12 protein-coding genes are annotated in these 17,646 nt (G+C 69.6%); 3 read left to right on the top strand and 9 right to left on the bottom strand.

Annotated elements, in window-relative coordinates; genetic code table 11:
• The first annotated feature begins 11 nt into the window (after positions 1-11).
• Both ABZ016_RS35825 and ABZ016_RS35820 read left to right on the top strand, forming a co-directional pair.
• Positions 12-1,763, top strand: coding sequence for an FAD-dependent monooxygenase (locus ABZ016_RS35825; protein WP_356920897.1), 1,752 nt, complete (start codon positions 12-14; stop codon positions 1,761-1,763).
• Positions 1,760-3,061: an FAD-dependent oxidoreductase gene (locus ABZ016_RS35820; protein ID WP_356920896.1), complete on the top strand. Its 1,302-nt coding sequence runs from the start codon at positions 1,760-1,762 to the stop codon at positions 3,059-3,061. The genes ABZ016_RS35825 and ABZ016_RS35820 overlap by 4 nt, the downstream gene beginning before the upstream one ends.
• A gap of 119 nt (positions 3,062-3,180) precedes the next feature.
• Here the strand turns inward: ABZ016_RS35820 and ABZ016_RS35815 are convergent, their stop codons facing one another.
• The 7 genes from ABZ016_RS35815 to ABZ016_RS35785 all read right to left on the bottom strand — a co-directional run bounded on the left by ABZ016_RS35815 (position 3,181) and on the right by ABZ016_RS35785 (position 13,406).
• Positions 3,181-3,525, bottom strand: coding sequence for a hypothetical protein (locus ABZ016_RS35815; RefSeq protein ID WP_356920895.1), 345 nt, complete (start codon positions 3,523-3,525; stop codon positions 3,181-3,183).
• Positions 3,500-4,768, bottom strand: a complete 1,269-nt coding sequence (locus tag ABZ016_RS35810) for a CHAT domain-containing protein (RefSeq protein WP_356920894.1) — start codon at positions 4,766-4,768, stop codon at positions 3,500-3,502. The genes ABZ016_RS35815 and ABZ016_RS35810 overlap by 26 nt, the downstream gene beginning before the upstream one ends.
• Positions 4,765-7,341: a hypothetical protein gene (locus ABZ016_RS35805; RefSeq protein WP_356920893.1), complete on the bottom strand. Its 2,577-nt coding sequence runs from the start codon at positions 7,339-7,341 to the stop codon at positions 4,765-4,767. Before ABZ016_RS35805 ends, ABZ016_RS35810 begins: the two co-directional genes overlap by 4 nt.
• Before the next feature lie 346 nt (positions 7,342-7,687).
• The gene (locus tag ABZ016_RS35800) at positions 7,688-8,884 is read right to left on the bottom strand and encodes an amidohydrolase (RefSeq protein ID WP_356920892.1); all 1,197 of its coding nucleotides are present in this window, start codon (positions 8,882-8,884) and stop codon (positions 7,688-7,690) included.
• Positions 8,885-9,486: 602 nt separating this feature from the next.
• Positions 9,487-10,569, bottom strand: a complete 1,083-nt coding sequence (locus tag ABZ016_RS35795) for a S1 family peptidase (RefSeq protein ID WP_356920891.1) — start codon at positions 10,567-10,569, stop codon at positions 9,487-9,489.
• A gap of 431 nt (positions 10,570-11,000) precedes the next feature.
• Positions 11,001-11,906, bottom strand: coding sequence for a S1 family peptidase (locus tag ABZ016_RS35790; protein WP_356920890.1), 906 nt, complete (start codon positions 11,904-11,906; stop codon positions 11,001-11,003).
• Positions 11,907-12,158: 252 nt separating this feature from the next.
• The gene (locus ABZ016_RS35785) at positions 12,159-13,406 is read right to left on the bottom strand and encodes a DUF5685 family protein (RefSeq protein WP_356920889.1); all 1,248 of its coding nucleotides are present in this window, start codon (positions 13,404-13,406) and stop codon (positions 12,159-12,161) included.
• Positions 13,407-13,696: 290 nt separating this feature from the next.
• Between ABZ016_RS35785 and ABZ016_RS35780 the strand changes: the two genes are divergently transcribed.
• Positions 13,697-14,134 carry a cell division protein SepF gene (locus tag ABZ016_RS35780; RefSeq protein WP_356920888.1) on the top strand — a complete coding sequence of 146 codons (438 nt, stop codon included), beginning with the start codon at positions 13,697-13,699 and terminating at the stop codon, positions 14,132-14,134.
• Between the two features lie 37 nt (positions 14,135-14,171).
• On the opposite strand, the gene ABZ016_RS35775 is transcribed toward ABZ016_RS35780, so the two are convergent.
• Both ABZ016_RS35775 and ABZ016_RS35770 read right to left on the bottom strand, forming a co-directional pair.
• Complete coding sequence (locus ABZ016_RS35775; RefSeq protein ID WP_356920887.1) at positions 14,172-15,362, bottom strand: acyl-CoA dehydrogenase family protein; 1,191 nt, start codon at positions 15,360-15,362, stop codon at positions 14,172-14,174.
• Positions 15,363-15,663: 301 nt separating this feature from the next.
• Positions 15,664-17,271, bottom strand: coding sequence for an MFS transporter (locus ABZ016_RS35770; RefSeq protein WP_356920886.1), 1,608 nt, complete (start codon positions 17,269-17,271; stop codon positions 15,664-15,666).
• Between the last annotated feature and the right edge of the window lie 375 nt (positions 17,272-17,646).

Below are 17,646 nucleotides of genomic sequence, written 5' to 3'. Positions count from 1 at the left end.
AACCGATGTCTGTGGCCTGCATCGGTGCCGGGCCCGCCGGCTTGTTCGCGGCCGCCGAGATCAAACGCACACGGCCCGACCACCATGTCGTGGTGTACGAGCGAGCACCGAAGCACGTCACCTACGGATACGGTGTGGTGTTCTCCGATGTCGCGGCACGCGCGATCCAGTACATGGCCCCCCACCTCGACGCGCTGCTCGCGGAGCAGACCAGTTGGCAGGACGTCGAGGTTCGCCGCCGCGACCGGAGGTACCGCATACCCGGCCACGGCTACAGGGCGGTGAGCCGTCACCGTCTCCTCGGCCAACTGGCTCGCCGAGCCGTCGATCTGGGAGTCGAACTACATTATGAGACCCCGGTCGATCTCGATGAGCTGAGTGCGGATCTGATCATCGCGGCCGACGGTGCCCACAGCAAGACCCGGCAGATGTTCGCAGCCGGCCTCGGAGCACGGACCACCTACGGACGGTCGAGATTCCTGTGGCTCGGTACTCGGGCCCGCTTCGACGCCATGACCTTCATCATCGAGCAGAGCGGCGACACCGTGGTCATCGGTCACGGTTACCCGCACGGGGACGACCTCAGCACATTCGTCGTCGAGATCGCCGGCACCGGGCCGACGCCCTGCGCTCAGGAGGTGGACCTCGCCCACTGGTCCTCGGTCTTCGAAGAGCACCTGCAGGGACATGTCCTCGAGGCCAACGGTGAACCTCGTTGGGCGCACTTCCCCGAAGTCCGTCTCGACAGATTCGTACACGGCAACGTCGTGGTCATCGGGGATGCCGCCCACACCGTGCACTACTCGGTGGGGTCCGGAACGAGACTGGCGTTGGAGGACGGCTTCTACCTGGCCCGCTCCTTGGCTCAGCACACCGAAATGGGTGATGCCCTGGACGCATACCAGCGCCGGCGCCTGCGGGCCGTCGGGGATCTGCAGTCCGCCGGTGCACGCAGCATGCGCTGGTTCGAGAACATTCCAGCGTATGCGGAGAAGCCGCCGGCGCAGTTCACCATGGCGCTGCTCGGCCGGACGGCACACCCTGACGTCCGTGAACTGGAGCTCACCGCACAACCCCTCGTCCAGCATGCGTTGAAAGAGTTCACCGCCGATGCCGACGACGAGGGGGGCGGTGTTTTCGGCCTCCCACTGTTCATCAGGAACGTCAAGATCCGCAACCGCCGAGCGATTTCCCTTACCCCGGACTCCCGACGCGTGGACGACGGGACGGAATTCGGACTGGTGATCAGCACCGACCGGGCGAAGCCGAAGCCGTCCGCGTACCCGGGCGCGGTCCGCGCGATCCTCCTGGATGTGGGCGCTCTGAACGACGTCCGGGATTGGGACGCAGTCGATGCTCCCGAACTGGTGGTGCTCGATGGTGGGCCACACCCCGCAGAGCCGGTAGAGGATCATGCGGCACGGTTGCTGGCCCAGCTGGGTGCTGCGGACCTCGGCGGGCGCCCGGTAGCGGTGCGTACCCGGCTCGCCTCCACCGGCGAACCACCTGCTCGGGGCGCCACGAAACCGCTCTTGACCTGGCTCGGCGCGCTCCGTACGGCCGGGTACTGCGACATGGTCGACCTCGCGGCATCGGGTGAAGGCGGCACCTCCCATGACCAGCTGCTGACCGCTTTGGAGACAGCTGAACTGATAGGGAGTGTCCTCGGGGTCCCTATGATGCTCAGCGGATTCACCGCTCCCCCGGAAAGGACGGAGCCACACATGCTGGGCAGGCGTCTCGATCTGTGGTGTGAGGGATGATGTCAACCAACGATGCAGCCGATGTCGTCATCGTAGGGGCCGGCATAGCCGGCCTGTGCGCGGCCTACGCGCTGCGCTCCAGCCTGCCGGAAGTCTCCGTCCGAGTGTTGGAGGCGGCCGACAGGGTGGGAGGTAACCTTCGGCGGGCGTTAGTCGGAGATATCCCAGTGGACACCGGCGCGCAGACAGTCGGGGGCGGCTCGTCCGAGTTGGCCGCTCTTCTGCAAGATCTCGGACTGGCCGAGCACAAGATCGCGCCGGCGGCACCCGAGGTTCGCATTTTCACGAACGGCCAACTGCGACAGGTGCCGCGCTGGTCCGACACAGGACCACTAGTACGCGAAGTCCTACGCCATGGATACGTGTCCCCGCCTGCCGCCGCATCAGCTGCCGCGCATGCGGTCGTGGGCCGTTTCCTTCAACGCCCTGGCGCCGACGAGCCACTCGGACGGGCTGTTCGGTCGGCCGTCACGAGCCGCGCTGCCGATTCCTTGCTTTCGCCCGTACGGCAGTCTTCGTTCGATCCAAGCCTGCCGCGCCGTAGCCGAACAGGTCGACATGCCTGGGGGCTGGCCGGTGGTACCGCCCGGCTGGCAGAACGGCTGGGCGAGGAACTCTCATCGCTGATCAGCCTGCGCAGCCCTGTCGCGCGGATTGTTCCGGTCGCCGACCGCTGGCATCTTCTGAACGAGGACGGCTCGGTGAGACTCTCGGCGCGCTCGGTGATCAGTGCCGTTCCAGCACCGGTCGCCGGGCGACTGCTCGCAGACACCTCCGCCGCAGCACCGTTGTCCTGTGTGCGCTATCGAGCTTCCGCGACAGTGACGTTCCGGTTCGACGCTGGGATGCGCCCGCTCGCACCAGGGGTCACCGGAATCCTCGTCGGAGCGCCGGAACTCAGCCCACTGGTTGCGGTGACCTTCGTCGACCGAAAGTTCGACAGCCCCGGAACGAGCGCCAATGTTGTCCGATGCAGCCTGCGGCTCACCTCTTCGCACGCCATGCGTCATCAGGAACTCGCTGATCTCGCGGTCGATCTGCTGGGCAGGGTCTGCGGGCCGCTGCCGACGATCGCGGACCGAGTGGTGGACGTCTTCCCACACGGTGTTCCGGAAACGACTGCGGAGACGGCCGCGCATCTGAAGGAGGCAATCGGCCACCTCGCACGACACGGTCTATATCTTTCCGGCGCTTACCTCTCCCGGCCCTCGGGGCTGCGGTCCGCGATCGCCTCCGGCTTTGCTGCCGCGCGACTGGCAGCCGAACGGAGCCGCGAGATGCTCCGCGATGAGCCCTGAGCGGCAAGAACCTCACCGAACTGGGCATTCAAAGGCTTTCGCCCCCGCAGGACGCCGCAGCAAGAAGCGGAGTGCCGCCTGACTCCGTGCCCATGCCGTGGCATCTGCCGGAGGACGGTTCAGCCTCGGGTGAAGGTGAAGGTGATCCCCGCCTGCCCTGCCAGTTCACCGCCGGACCCGAGCAGGGACACCGTTCCCTTCGCGCTCACCTCCGCGCTGAACGTCACCTCGTTCAGCTGGAACTCGCCCGCTCGCTGAGGCAGCGAGGCGATCACGTCGTGCATCGTCATGACGAAGTCGCCGAGGCGGGAGCGGAGTTCCTCGGCGGGGATCTCGGTGCGGGCGGCCCGCCATTCTTCAAGGCGTCGCAGGGTCAGCCGGTCGGTGCGACCCGAGTCGGTGTCCTCCAAGCCGAGGACGCTGATCGTCTTCGCGGGGTCAGGGGTGGGCTGGGGCTGAGGCACGGGGTCTCTCCTCGGGTGTCGGGCGGACATGCAGGCCAGGATCGGCGTAGGCGGCATACGTGAGGCCGAGCGGGTTGCGCAGCTTGTACAAGAGGTGCAGGCGGGATTCGAGGAGTGCTCTGCCCAGCGGGATCCTGCGGACGAGAAAGCGTTCGTACAGCGCCGTGGAAAACGCGGCGGCGATGTCGTCGGGGATCTCGGTCTCGGCGCCGATGAAGCCGCGGTTGCCGTTCATCAGGAAGAGGTACGGGAACGACGGAGCTCCCGGGGCGCGCATCCGACCGGACCCGCATGCGTTCATCATCACCAGCGGCAGGTCGAAGTCTCGCAGGTCCTGGCTGGCGCCGAGGGCCACGAGGTCCGCTCCGAGGGCGCCCAGCGTGGTGCGCGAGTGGTGTCCCGCTCCGCTGAGTTCGATCTCGGAGGCGAGTGTGTCGTCCGAGCGCGTGTAGCAGTGGCAGGCGAAGTGCTGTACTTGGTCGGGCCGTTCGCGCCGGGTGCCGTCGAGGAGAAGCCGGGGGTCGAAAATCTGCTCGGCCAGGCCCGGTCCGCGCTCCGCGCCGTCGGGGTACGGGCCTTCGAGGTCGATGTGCGCGCTTCCGGCACCGCTGAACCAGGCCAGTTCCTCGACGGCTCCTTCGAGGTGCTCGTAGTACAGGTAGCGGGCGGGGACCCGGCCCTGCGGGCCGGTGTGCAGGGTAAGGCCGCCGTGGACCGGGGCGGGCAACATGGCCCGGCGCACCACGCACGAGAAGCCGACGAGGGTCCGGCAGGCGGTGATGAAGTCGTCCGGGGTCTCGATGGGCGCGCCTGGGAACATCCGGAACAGCGGAAGGAACTCCAGGGGCAGGAAGCCGTCCCGGCTGCCGACGCACTCGACGAGCGGGGGCGGCAGTTCGGGGTTCATGCCGTACGGCAGGGCGTTGTTCCAGAACGCCTGGAGTTCCTTGAGGACGGCCTGCTGTCCGCCGAAGAGGATGAAGAGCAGGGTGCGGCCGAGGCCGTGCAAACTCTGGAAGACCCGGTTGAGGTCCTTGTCCTCGACGTCGAACGCGGTGAGTTCGTCCTTGAGGCGGGTCAGCCCCCGGTCCAGTTCCTGGCGGACCCTGAGCAGCGCGTCGCTGCCGAGCAGAGTGGCGCGCACGGGCGCGACGCCGGGGCGCCCGGCGGTGAACTCCAGCCGGATCGCCTCGTCGGTGGTCAGGACGCGTACGGAGACGTCCGGCGGCCGTGCCTCGTTCATGCGTCGCCTGTCGCGCCTGCCGGGGCCTGTACCTCTACCTTGAGGGCGACGACCTGGACGAGGTGGCCCGCCTGGTAGAGCTGGAACCACACCTCGTGGCCACCCTCCTCCTCGGGCAGCCGGAATTCGAAAGCGGTCTGCTGCTCGTTCTCGACGAGGAGGTTCCGGCGTTGTGGCAGGGGTGTAAGCGTCGAACTGTCGGCCATGGCGTCGAAGGACACCGTACGGGAGTCCCTGCCGCCCTCGACGCGTACCGGCTCGAAGACGAAGAAGTCCCGGCCCGGGGGGCTCTCGACGACCGACGGGAGGTCACGGGCGCGTGGGTCGCGCACGACGGAGACGAACAGCTTCACACGCTGTCCCGCCGGTGCCGTGACCGCGCCGCCGTCGGCCCGTACGTCCTGCTGCCCGCGGTCCAGCTCGATCGCGAGGTAGCCGACGAAGTTCGACAGGGCGGGGCCGGCCACGGACTCCTTCACCGAGGAGTGGATCGCGGCTCGGACGTCCCGCTCGAACTGCCGGTGGAGTTCCGTCAGATGGTTCTTCAGTCCTTCGGCGACGGGACCGGCCGCCCGGTCGGCGACTTCCCGGGCGAGGGCGGTCAGGTCGAGGTCCGCGCCGGTGGCGCCGGCCGGGAACCGCGGGTCGAGTGAGGTGTACCTCTCCCGGACCGCTTGGCGTACCTCGGCGCGTACGCCGCTCCGCACCCGTAGCGCCACGAGGTCGGCGAGTTCGTCGAGCCGGGCGCCGTCGGGAAGCTCTGGCTCCTGCGGCCGGTGCCACCCGGATCGGTGCGGGGGCTCGTCACCGCTCAGCGCGCCGGCCAGCCGGATCATGTACGGGCCCGAGGGGTCCGGCGGCAGGGTGATGTGCATGCGCTTTGCCAGGTCGTACCGGTAGACCTCGACCGCGTCCGCCTTGGCTTGGTTCACCTCGGCCAGCAACCTGCGCGCCTGCATCAGCGCTATCGCCGCCACGAGCAGCGGCCCCCAGACGAGCGGGGCGGCCCGCCAGTCCGTGTAGCGGAAACCGCCGAAGCCGGTGATCCCGATGAGCAGCCAGGCACCCGCCGTGCTCAGGGCCGCGGCGATGGTGATCCGCCAGACGAGGATGCCCCGCTCCCCGCGCCGCACCTGTCGCAGGACCTCGTCGGAGGCGACCAGGGCGATCCGGGGCCAGACCTCGTCGATGGCGAGGCCGGTGGCCAGGGCCGTACGCCGGTGGAGTTCGATCACGGCGGCGGACCGGAGGGGCTGTGCGAGACGCCGCCACCAGGTGGGGACGCTGTCCGGAGTGGAGTCCAGTTCGCGCAAGCGGCGCTCCCGGGTCTGCTCCCGCTGCCACTCCTGTTCCCGCTCCCATTCCCGCTCGCGCTCCCGGAGCTGCTCCCGCTCGCGTTCCCAGGCCTGCTCCCGCTCCCAGTCCCACTCTCCCTCCGGGGAGGACCACCCAGGCCCGTACCCATGCCCGCGTGACAGTCGGCCGGAGCGGTCCGGACGTCTCGGAGGCCCGGTCTCCTCCTGCGCCAGCCCCCTTACGTGCCGGGCCAGTTCGGCCGTCCAGCCCCCCGACGGTCCGGTGCCCGTCCACAGCAGTACGCCGTTCTGCACCAGCAGCAGAACGGCGCCGGCCACGGCCAGCCAGCCGACCCGCAGCAGCCGTTCGCTGGAGTCCGCCGCGCTCCACGGCTCTCCGTGGGACATCGCCCACGCGACACTGGCCAGCGGGACCAGGATCCCGGCGAGCTGCGCCCCGGGCGGAGCCGTTCGGCCGCGACGGCCGGCGGTCCTTCGGCGGAGGGCGGAGGTGAGGGAGAGCGCACCGACGACGAGCAGCGGAACGCCCACCACGACACCGCCCGCCCACCAGGCGGCCACGGCCTCGCCTCGCAGCGCGAACCCCGCTACCACACCGACCGCGCCCAGGGCCCCGGCGGCCCCGAACACCTTCAGGTACCTGTCTTCGGCCGACCAGTCCTGCGAATCGGACAGCCAGAAACCCGCGGCCAGCGCCACCATCGCGCCGCCAAGGGCCCAGCCCGCCCACAGGAGCCCCTCGGCCGCGAAGCGAGCGGTGAGCCAGGCGCCGCACGCCTCGGCCAGGGCGAAGGGAGCAATGGTGAGGATGTTGTCGGACGGGGTGTGACCACTGGCCGAGCCGTAGCGGTCGCTGATGTTGGCAGCGCGCCAGGACGCCGCGCCCAGCAGCGCGAGGAAGAGACCTCCGGCCGCCCAGGCCGTCGCGTCCTCCTGGCTGCGGATCAGCCTGGCGATGATCAGGGTCAGTTCGCCCACGAAGGCCGTCGCCAGGGTCCCGGTCGTGTACAGGTGCAGCGTCCGGGTTTTTCCCTGACGAGTGGCCTGGCGGCTGCGCCGGACGCGGGCGACGGCCGCCTCAGCGCACCACACGGCGGCCGCCGCGATCACCAGCCAGCCGCCGAGCAGCCACAGACCGAGCGCCGCAGCGCCGTGCACGGGAACGAGTACGGCACCCGCGCCACCCACAGCGACCAGGACCGTCGCGGCCGTCGCGAAGAGGGCGACGTTCCGCGTCGTGCCCGTGCTCCTCGCCATCACATCCCCGTCGACTAGTCCAGGACCGACAACTCAACCACCAGTATGGCCAGTTGCGAGGCCGCCCGCGACGCACCCGGACGAAGGAGCTCATCGAGTTGTACCGGTGATCCGGACGAGCTTCTCCGGCTCGGTGCTGCACGGGCGTGGAGCCTGCGGTCGGCCTGCGCCTCCAGGAGTGACGCCACTTCTGGGTCCCGTGTGAAGGTGGGGCCTTTCCAGTACGCCGGGACCGCCACGGGCGCAAGGCGCACCTCGGTGCCATGGGACAAGGAAGGAAGCCGGTGACTGCAGAGGGCTGAGCCCCCGGCATTCGCGGGATGGGCTTGATGGCATCGCCGGCAGGTCAGCCGGTCGGCGCTGGCTGGGTCCGCCTGGCAGGCTCTGCGCGCCTGTGGGTGCGCTCCGCGATCCAGCCCGCCATCGCCCGCACGCCGACGCCGATGGCGCGCTCATCCGGGGAGAAGTCGGGGTAGTGCGGATAGCTCGTTGTGATGGGTGTGCCAGGGGCATGGACACCGAGGAAGGTGTACGTACCGGGGATCCGGTCCAGGAAGAGGGCGAAGTCCTCGCCGCTGAAGGGCGGGAAGGCGGCACAGAGCTCGGTGACCTTGTCCTGGCCGGCGGTGCGGCGCAGGTGGCGTGCGAGCAGGCGGGCGTCGCGTTCTGGGCAGACCATGGCCGGGAACGGCTCAGCGGGGAAGCGCACCCCGGCCCCCGCATATGGCATGGCCAATCGACGAATGTTGTCGCGTACCTCTGCGTACCGCTCCTGCGGCCAGCAGCGATAGGACACGCTCACCTTGGCCTCCTGGGCTGTTGCCCGGACGGCTACGAACCGGGTCAGCGGCCCGTCGGGCGTCTGGGCCTCAGCAATGATCCGCTCCAGGTCCGCCGGGGTCTGCGGTAGGGCCACGGTTGCGAGCGCGTTGATATCGACAGCCAAGCGCCGCGCGGCATCGAGTGCGTCCGGTCCGGACAGGGTCACTTCCGCCTTGTCCTGGCCTGGCATCCCGTAGCCCGGGGTCACGGCGAACCGGCCGACTGGGAACGGTCCGCAGTGCAGCGCATGGATTTCCTCGACGTCCTCGCGCTCCAGCACACCGGAGTCGATCAGTGCGCGGGCACCGGACAGCGTCTCCTCCGCAGGCTGGAAAAGGAAAACTACCCTTCCGCTCAGTTGCCGCCGTAGCCGCGCCAGTACCCGGGCGACGCCGATACTCACCGTGGTGTGGACGTCGTGTCCGCAGAGATGAGCCGGCGCGGGACCTCCTCCGACGATGTCTTTGGGCGGAACCGCGTCCATGTCCGCCCGGTAGGCAACGGTCCGGCCGGGACGCGAGCCCTGCAGGACCCCGACGACTCCGTGGCCGCCCACTCCGGTGGTGACGTCCAGTCCCGCCGCCCGCAGCTCGCGGGCCACCACAGCGGCCGTGCGCTGTTCCTGCCCCGGAGCCTCAGGGTGCCGATGGATGTCCCGCCGCAGCTGAATCAGCACGCGGTCCAGACGCGCCGCCTCGGCGGCCACCGCCGCCTGCTTCACCGGCTCTCTCCACCCACCCGCGACGGCCTTCCCCATGCCTCCCCACACCATTCCCGCACTGGCTGCCGCTGTGCCGGCCAGTAACGTGCGGCGCGCGAGAGCGTGCTCTACGGGACGATCCACTGCTACCCCTTTGGCTCAAGTCGTCTTGTGGGACACACGATCGCCGCAAACTGATGCCCCTGCCCATCCGGTGAGCCACCCCTTGGCGGTGGAGGTAACCACACCCTGGGGCATCGCCGCGATGAGATTGATGCTCCTCCGGTCTCCGTCCCTGATCGTTCGGACACAGACGTACTGAGAGGAGCTCCCCGCTGCTGGCCGTGGCGGGGAGCTCCCAGGGCGTGCTTCTGGTTTGGAGTGGGACTGACAACCGCGTAATCGGTGTCGTGTTCCTTGCTCTCGATCTTCAGAACGGCGGGGGCAACTCTGACCTGGGTTGATTCAATTCCGCGCCGCCAAGTCAGCCGGCGTCCGGCCGCATCACACCGTCCCGATGACGGACACCCCGACGCGACCCGGCCCACGACGAGACGGGCAGGCGACGCCCACGCAAAAGCCCCGCCCCTCACACAAGGGGCGGGACTCCGGAAAGCCGTGCGTCAGCCGATCTCGGTCCCGGTCGCCGACAGCGCCTCGGTCACCGGCTGGAAGAACGTCTCCCCACCCGAGGTGCAGTCCCCGCTACCACCGGACGTGAGCCCGACCGCCTTGTCACCCGAGAACAGCGACCCACCGCTGTCCCCCGGCTCCGCGCACACGTCGGTCTGGATCAGACCGTTCACGATGTCGCCGTTGCCGTAGTTCACGGTGGCGTCCAGCCCCGTGACCTTCCCGTCGTGCACCTGCGTCGTCGACCCGCTCCGCGTGACCTTCATACCGACGGTCGCGTCGGCCGCACCCGTGATCTTCTGCGCCGACCCGTTGTAGAGGTTCACCTCACTCGGGTGAGCCACCTCCGCGGTGTACTTGACCAGCCCGTAGTCGTTGTCCGGGAAGCTGGAGTCCGCGTTGGTCCCGATCTTCTTGCCGCTGGAGTCGGACCACGTCGAGATGGACTCGGTGCAGTGCCCGGCGGTCAGGAAAAACGGTTCTCCGCCCTTGACCACGTTGAAGCCGAGCGAGCAGCGGCCACTGCCACCGGTGATGGCGTCACCGCCGGCGACGAAGGGCTTGTACTCCCCCTTCGTGCGCTGGAGCTCGGCCTTCGCACCCAGCCCGTCGACGACCTTCGTCAGCGTCGACCACTCCGCCTTGGACACCGTACGGTCCGCGGTCACGACGACCTTGTTGGTCGTCGGGTCGGTGACCCAGGAGGTGCCCGGGATCGTCGCGTCCGCCTTCAGCGTGCTGCGGGCGCTCTTGAGTTCGGCGAGCGAGTTCGCCACGACTCTCGCCTTGGCTCCGGCCTTCTCCACGGCATCCGCGGCGGCCTCGTCGAGCACGTTCACCACGAGACTCTTGCTCTTGGTGTCGTAGTACGTACCCGCCGCGTCGCCGCCCAGGTCCTGGGCCAGCGTCGAGGCGAGCTTTCCGGCCGCCGCGACCGACAGGGTCTTGGGCGCGGAGGCCTCAGGCGTCTCGCTCGCGTTCGCGGACTGCAAGGTGACTCCCGCGGCGACCAGCGCGACTATTCCGCCACCTGCCACGGCTGCACGCCGCCTGGATATGCGTCGGTGCTTCAACTTCTGTCCTCCTGTGGGGGGACGGCCCGGGAGGTTGTGGGGACCTCGCGAACCGGAAGGCTTCGTTGACGAGCGCCCACTATTCCGAGGACAACGGGGAGCACACAAGGTCGAGTTCAGGACGCGCGTAGATGACGGGCCGCACGCCCCCTCATAGTGACCGTCCACGGTCAAATCGGACCCGACTCCCGTGCGTTCACACTGCAAACATTACGCGTGAGTAATGTGTGCGCACTCTGCGAGGTTCACCCATGGCCGAAAAGCGCCCCCTCGGCCGACCTCAACCAGCAGCACCAAAAGGGGTACTGACACCCCCTCTCCATATCTCCGCGAAATCTCCACCCATCACATCAATACCCACCAAACAGGAAAGCCCCCGCACGAAGTACGTGCGGGGGCACAAAACGCTGCGAACTGCTGCCCGACGGGGCCTAGTACACGCTGACGCCGTAGGCGCTCAGGGCCTCTGTGACGGGCTGGAAGAACGTCGTACCACCGGAGGTGCAGTTACCGCTGCCGCCGGAGGTCAGACCGTACGCGGTGCCGTTGCTGCCGTAGAGCGAACCGCCGGAGTCACCGGGCTCCGCGCAGACGGTGGTCTGGATCAGGCCGGAGACGACGTCGCCGCCACCGTAGTTGACGGTGGCGTTGAGGGCGGTGACACGGCCGCTGTGCGTACCGGTCGTGGAGCCGTCGCGGATGACGGTGGTGCCCACGCTCGGGGTGGCCGCGCGAGTGATGTCCACGCCGTTCGCGGTGCCGGGCCTGCTGACGGAGCCGCTGTAGCGCACGAGCCCGTAGTCGTTGCCCGGGAAGCTGGAGCCGGCGGTCGAGCCGATGACCGTGGTGCGGCCGGAGTTGGAGTACCAGGTGCCCGCGCCGTCGGTGCAGTGGCCGGCGGTCAGGAGGAACTGCTGGCCGCTGCTGTTCTGGACGTTGAAGCCGAGGGAGCAGCGCCAGCTACTCGCATAGATGGCGTCGCCGCCCTGGATGAGCTTGTTGAACTTGCCGGGGGTGCGCTTGATCGTGAGCGCGTCGGCGTTGCCGCCGGCCTGCTGCTTGATCTTCGCTATCTCGGCCTGGGTGACCGTGCTGTCCACGGTCAGGAGCACGCGGTTGCTCTTGCTGTCGACGGCCCAGGCGGTGCCCGGGATGTCGGCCTTCAGCAGCGAGCCGCTGGCGCTCTTGAGCTCCGCGGCGCTGAAGGTGGTGGGGGTGTCGGACGCGTTCGCGCTGGGGATCGCGATCGCGGCAGCGGCAACGAGGCCGGTGGAGACGGCGATCAGCCGGGTCCGTCTCGAAATGCCGCTGCGAGGGGTGGTGCGCTTGATCCTCACTTTTCGTTCCTCCACAAAGGAAGTCGGGGGCCCTCGTGGGGTTTCGGGCCCGTGAGGCGCAGCCTGGGACCGGCTGTTCGGTTTCCGAACACGCCGTGCCCCTGACAAGCGCTGAGGGGGAGTATTCGGCCGAACGGCCGGTAGGCGCAAGAGGGCCTTTCGGCCGTCGGCCTTTGGAAGTCCTTTACCAGAGCGTCTCCACGCTCCTGCCACGCCGGCGCCCGCTCCCCCGCCCCTGCACGCTCCGGGGCGTCAGCATCCGTCGCAGGGGCAGCAGCAGTCGCAGCCGTCGCAGTCGCAGTCCCGGCAGCAGCCCTCGCGCTCCTTCCGGGACCACGGCCCCTCGTACTCCTCGGCGCAGCACAGCTTGCAGGTACAGCACAGCAGCCAGAACATCCCGCAGCCGGCCCAGAACCCGCGCCGCCCCCGGGGCGGTTGCGGCGCCGGGGCGCCCTCGCCGAACCCACCGCCGCCGTACGCTCCTCCGCCGCCGGCGTACGGATTTCCGCCGCCACCCGCGTACGGGTTCTGCGGGGAGCCGGGCCCCTGGGCGTACGGGCCCTGGGGCGGCTGCTGCCCGTACGGACCCGGCCCGTACGGACCCGGCTGGTACGGCCCGCCGCCCTGGTGCGACGCGCACACCGGCACCGTGCCGAACGCCCGGTCCACCGAACGACGCAGTTCGTGCACGAGGAGCAGATGTACGAGCACGGGATCGTCGAACTCGGCGTCGCGCAGCGCGAGCCGCACTCCGGCCACCGCGTCGTCGGCGAGCCGCCGGGCCTCCACCAGGGAGGTGCCGGTCGCGGCGATCGGGTTCCAGGCGCCTGACACGGCGTCAGCGTGCAGGTCCTCCACGGCGTCCAGCAGGTGGGCCAGCCGTCCGAAGAGCCGCCCCGCTTCGGCGAGCGGCCCGGCGTTGTGCGGCCGGCCGGCCAGGACGGCCGTGTGCGCGAAGGCGGCGGCGGTGGCGGTCTCGGTCGGTTCGGTGACCGTCAGGATCGGCGTCCCGAACCCGGCGAGCGCCTCGATGCCGCCCTGCCGGTCCACGGCGTCGACCAGGACGGCGGTGTCGAACCCGACGGCCGTGCCGGTACGGGCGCCTGCCACGTCCCAGCTCGCGGCGACCCGGCGGGCGGCACGCGCCACCGGCCTGCGGGCCAACACCCCGTCGCCGTCGGTGACGTGGTCGCGCACCTTCGCCGAGGCCAGTACAAGGGAGACGGCCGCCGCCAGACGGGCGCCCTCGCCCTGTGCGACGGAGGCGGTGCGCATGCCGCGCAGCGGGCACGGTCCGGCCGTACGCCGCCCGGCTCCGCCGAGCCCCGCCTGAGCCTCCGTCAAAATTGATATGAGCAGCCCGTCATAGTTCGTCACTATTCGAGCGAACTGTCCGTGGTCACCCCGCAGTGTGAGACACAGTCCGCACAAATGCGCCATCCACTGGCTCGTGTACTTCTCTCCGAGCCGGTGCCGGCAAGGCCTGACGATTCCGAACACGACGTTCCCCCGAGCTTCATCACGACGCTGAGCTGCGGCATCGTACCGGCCGACGGGTTCACCCGTACGCCCCGGCCGTCACCCGTACGCCGGGAAGAATCATATTTCACTCACAGTCAGCAGCCGTTTGGGAAACGACCCTTGGGACACACGGACTCTCGACGGATTCGCTGTGCACCAGTACCGTCACAAACCCCCCGCGCGGCGTCTATCCACTTGGCGCGCCATCCGCATCATGGACGACCATAGGGATGCGGAAAGCAGAAAGACCGCTGTGAGAGGAGGCGTCCATGGGATCGGTACGCAAGGCAAGTGCCTGGCTTGGCCTCGTCGACGACAACGAAGACGAGCGTTACTACGACGACGACTACTCCGACGGGACCGAGCCCGGGGACGCCTGGGTCACCGATCCGCGCGTCAAGGTGGCCTCGGACGTCGCCGAGGAGAAGGGCCGCCGCATCGGCACGGTGACCCCGGACAGTTTCCGGGACGCGCGCGCCATCGGCGAGCTGTTCCGGGAAGGCGTGCCGGTCATCATGAACCTCACGGCCATGGACGCCGCCGACGCCAAGCGTGTGGTGGACTTCGCGGCCGGGCTGATCTTCGGCCTGCGCGGCTCCATCGAGCGGGTGTCGACCCGCGTGTTCCTGCTGACCCCCGCCAACACGGAGATCGTGAACGGCGACCCGAACGGGCACCGCACGGACGGCTTCTTCAACCAGAGCTGAGGCAGGGCCGCTCACCGGCCCTGCCTCCGCGCGGGGTTCACCGGAAGGCGTCGAGCCCGGTGAGCGCCTTGCCCAGCACGAGCTGGTGCATCTCGACGGTGCCCTCGTAGGTGAGCACCGACTCGAGGTTGGTCGCGTGCCGCATCACGGGGTATTCGAGGGAGATCCCGTTCGCCCCGAGGATGGTGCGGGCCGTACGGCAGATCTCGATCGCCTCCCGTACGTTGTTGAGCTTGCCGAAGCTGACCTGCTCGGGACGCAGGCGGCCGGCATCCATACGCCGCCCCAGATGATGGGCGAGCAGAATTCCCTTGTGCAGTTCGACCGCCATGTCGGCGAGTTTGGCCTGGGTGAGCTGGAAGCCGCCGATGGGCCGCCCGAACTGCTCCCGCGACTTCGCGTAGTCGACCGCGGCCTCGAAGCTGCTGCGAGCGGCACCCATGGCGCCCCAGATGATCCCGTACCGGGCGTGCGAGAGACAGCTGAGCGGCCCGCGCAGGCCGGTGCCCTCCGGCAGGACGGCGTCGGCGGGCAGCCGTACGTCGTCGAGGACGAGCTCGCTGGTGACGGAGGCCCGCAGGGACCACTTGTGCTTGATCTCGGGTGCGGAGAACCCTGCGCTGTCGGTCGGCACGACGAACCCGCGGATCCCGTCCTCGGTCTGCGCCCACACGACCGCGACGCCGGCGACAGACCCGTTGGTGATCCACATCTTGCGGCCGCTGAGCACCCAGTCGGTGCCGTCGCGCTTGGCGTGCGTCCGCATGGAGGCGGGGTCGGAGCCGTGGTCGGGCTCGGTGAGCCCGAAGCAGCCGATGACGTCGCCGGCGGCCATACGGGGCAGCCACTGCTGCTTCTGCTCCTCGCTGCCGAACCGGTGGATCGCGTACATGGCGAGGGAGCCCTGCACGGAGACGAGGGACCGGATCCCGGAGTCGGCGGCCTCCAGCTCGAGACACGCCAACCCGTACTGCACGGCGGACGCGCCGGCGCACCCGTAGCCGTCGAGGGACATCCCGAGGGCTCCGATCCCGCCGAGCTCCCGGGCGAGGTCCCGAATGCCCGGCAGCTCGCCCTTCTCGTACCACTCGGCGACATACGGCAGCACCCGGTCCGCGGCCCAGGCCCGCACGGTGTCCCTGATCCCGAGGTCCTCCGGCTCCAGCAGGTCGTCGAGGCCGAGGGGGTCGACGGGGTCGAAGGGGGGCAGCTTGGACGACACGGACATGACGACACCCTCCGAGGCTCTTTAACTAGCACTGCTAACCAAGACGCTACGACCTCCACCCACCCGCGCACCACCCGTAGCTGCCAACTTCACGGGTCGAGGTCGCCAGTGGGGGCGAAGCACCGTCGGCGTCCGCGGGTCTCACCCTGACGGCCGATCGCCGCGGCACGGCTCAGCGAAGCCGGAACACCCCTGCGAGACACCGCCACGGCGGCGCACCAACACCGCGCGCCACCCCCACGGGCGACCCGGGTCCCTCGATCGGACCGTTACGGGTGGTGCGTGGGTGGGTGGGAGAGGACTACACAGAGACCCGCGACTCCGCGGCGTCCCTCTGCGCAGGCACCTCCACCGCGGCGCCGGCCTCCTCGCACTGCATGACCCGCGGCAACCGCAACGCCATCACCGCCCCCAGCAGCAACAACCCCGCGCTCACGAGCAACGTCACATGCAGCCCGTGCACGAACGCGTCCCGGGCGGCATGCCGCAGAGCGACCCCGGCACTCCCGCCCAGCCGCCCGGCGACCTCGTACGCCTCCCCCAGCGAATGCCCCGCCGAAGCGGAAGCCGACGCCGGAACACCCGGCACACCGGACAGCCCCGGGGCGTACGCCGCGTTCATCACGGTGCCGAGCAGCGCGATCCCGATCCCCGCCCCCAGCTGATACGACGTCTCCCCGATCGCCGCCGCCCCACCGGCCTGATCCTGAGGCGCCTCGCTCAGCATCGACTCGTACGCCCCGAACAGCGTGGTCTCCAGCCCGAAGCCCAGCAGCACGAAGGAGGCCACCATCAGCGCACAGTCGTCCGTCCGGCCCATCGCGGTCAGCAGCACCACCGCGAACGCCGTCAGACAGAACCCGAAACACACCATCCGCCGCGGCCCGAACCGCCGGAGCATCCGCGCCCCCGCCAGCCCGGCCGCCATCGCGGCGAACGTCAGCGGCAGCAGCCGCAGCCCCGTCTCCAGCGGAGAGAGGCCGAGCACCAGCTGGAGGTACTGCGCCGCGATCAGCTCCAGACCGACCAGCGCGAGCATCGCCAGCACGATGCACCCGACGGACGTGCTGAACGCCGGCCGCGCGAACATCTTCAGGTCCACCAGCGGATGCGTCCGCCGCCGCTGCCGCCGTACGAAGCCGACCAGCAGCAGCACGCCCACCACCAGCGGCGGCACGGTGAGCAGACTCCCCAACGACTCGCCGCCACCGAGCCGCTTGACGCCCAGCACCACGCCGAACAGCCCGGCCGCCGCCATCAGCGCGCCGACGACGTCCCAGGGGCCCTCCCCGTCCCCCTTCGACTCAGGCAGCAGCAGCCGCCCCACCGGGAGACTGACCAGCATCAACGGAATGTTGACGAGGAAGACCGAACCCCACCAGAAGTGCTCCAGCAGGAAACCGCCGAGCAGCGGCCCGACCGCCGCGCCGACCGCGGCCACGGCACTCCAGATGCCGATCGCCAGCGCCCGCTCGCGCCGGTCGGGGAAGACCTGCCGCAGGATCGACAGGGTCGCGGGCATGATCATCGCGCCGCCCACGCCGAGCAGCGCCCTCGCCGCGATCAGTACCTGGGCGTTGTCGGCCAGGGCCGCCACCCCTGAGGCGACGCCGAACAGCGCGTACCCGAGGAGCAGGATCCTTCTTCGGCCCACGCGGTCGCCCAGCGTGCCGAACAGGATCAGCAGCGAGGCGCAGACCAGTGGGTAGACGTCGACGATCCAGAGCAGCTCTATCCCGCCGGGCTTCAGGTCCTCCGTGACGGCGGGGACCGCCACGTGCAGCACGGTGGCGTCGACGGCGACCAGCAGCAGGCTGACGCAGAGGACGACGAGAACCACCCAGCGGTTGGCACCGGCCCCGGCGGCCCGACGGCGCAGCGCAGCGGCGGCCGTGGTCGTCCCGGACATGCACGTACCTCCCAGATGTTCCCTCGCGATCGGCGGGCTCACGGGGTGGGGGACGCCCCCGCGACTCGGCCGGAGAGGAGCGGTGGTCTCCGGCCCGCGCTTACGAAAAGCGAGTGACACGTCAGAGTACGCGAGTCCGCGCCGGAGCCGAGTGGCGGACCTCTCACGGGCTCAGCGGAACGATGTGGCGTACGCCACTCCCCTCTCGGTCGACCACGCCCCGGACGGCCGTCCGGTTCCGCCCCGGGTCGATAATCGGGCCCGTGACCGATCTCGAGACGCGCGCGGCCCCGCCCCGCGCCGGGATGAACAACCTCTCCAACCGGCAGGGTGAGGCTGGGGATCGGCGGGCGGCGCTGGTTTCGATCAGCGAAG

Origin of the sequence: Streptomyces sp. NPDC006372, from assembly GCF_040612515.1 — a bacterium.
In the GTDB taxonomy this organism is placed as follows: Bacteria; Actinomycetota; Actinomycetes; order Streptomycetales; family Streptomycetaceae; genus Streptomyces.
Note: the sequence above shows the minus strand (reverse complement) of the source record. Positions and strands in the feature narration are given on the sequence as shown.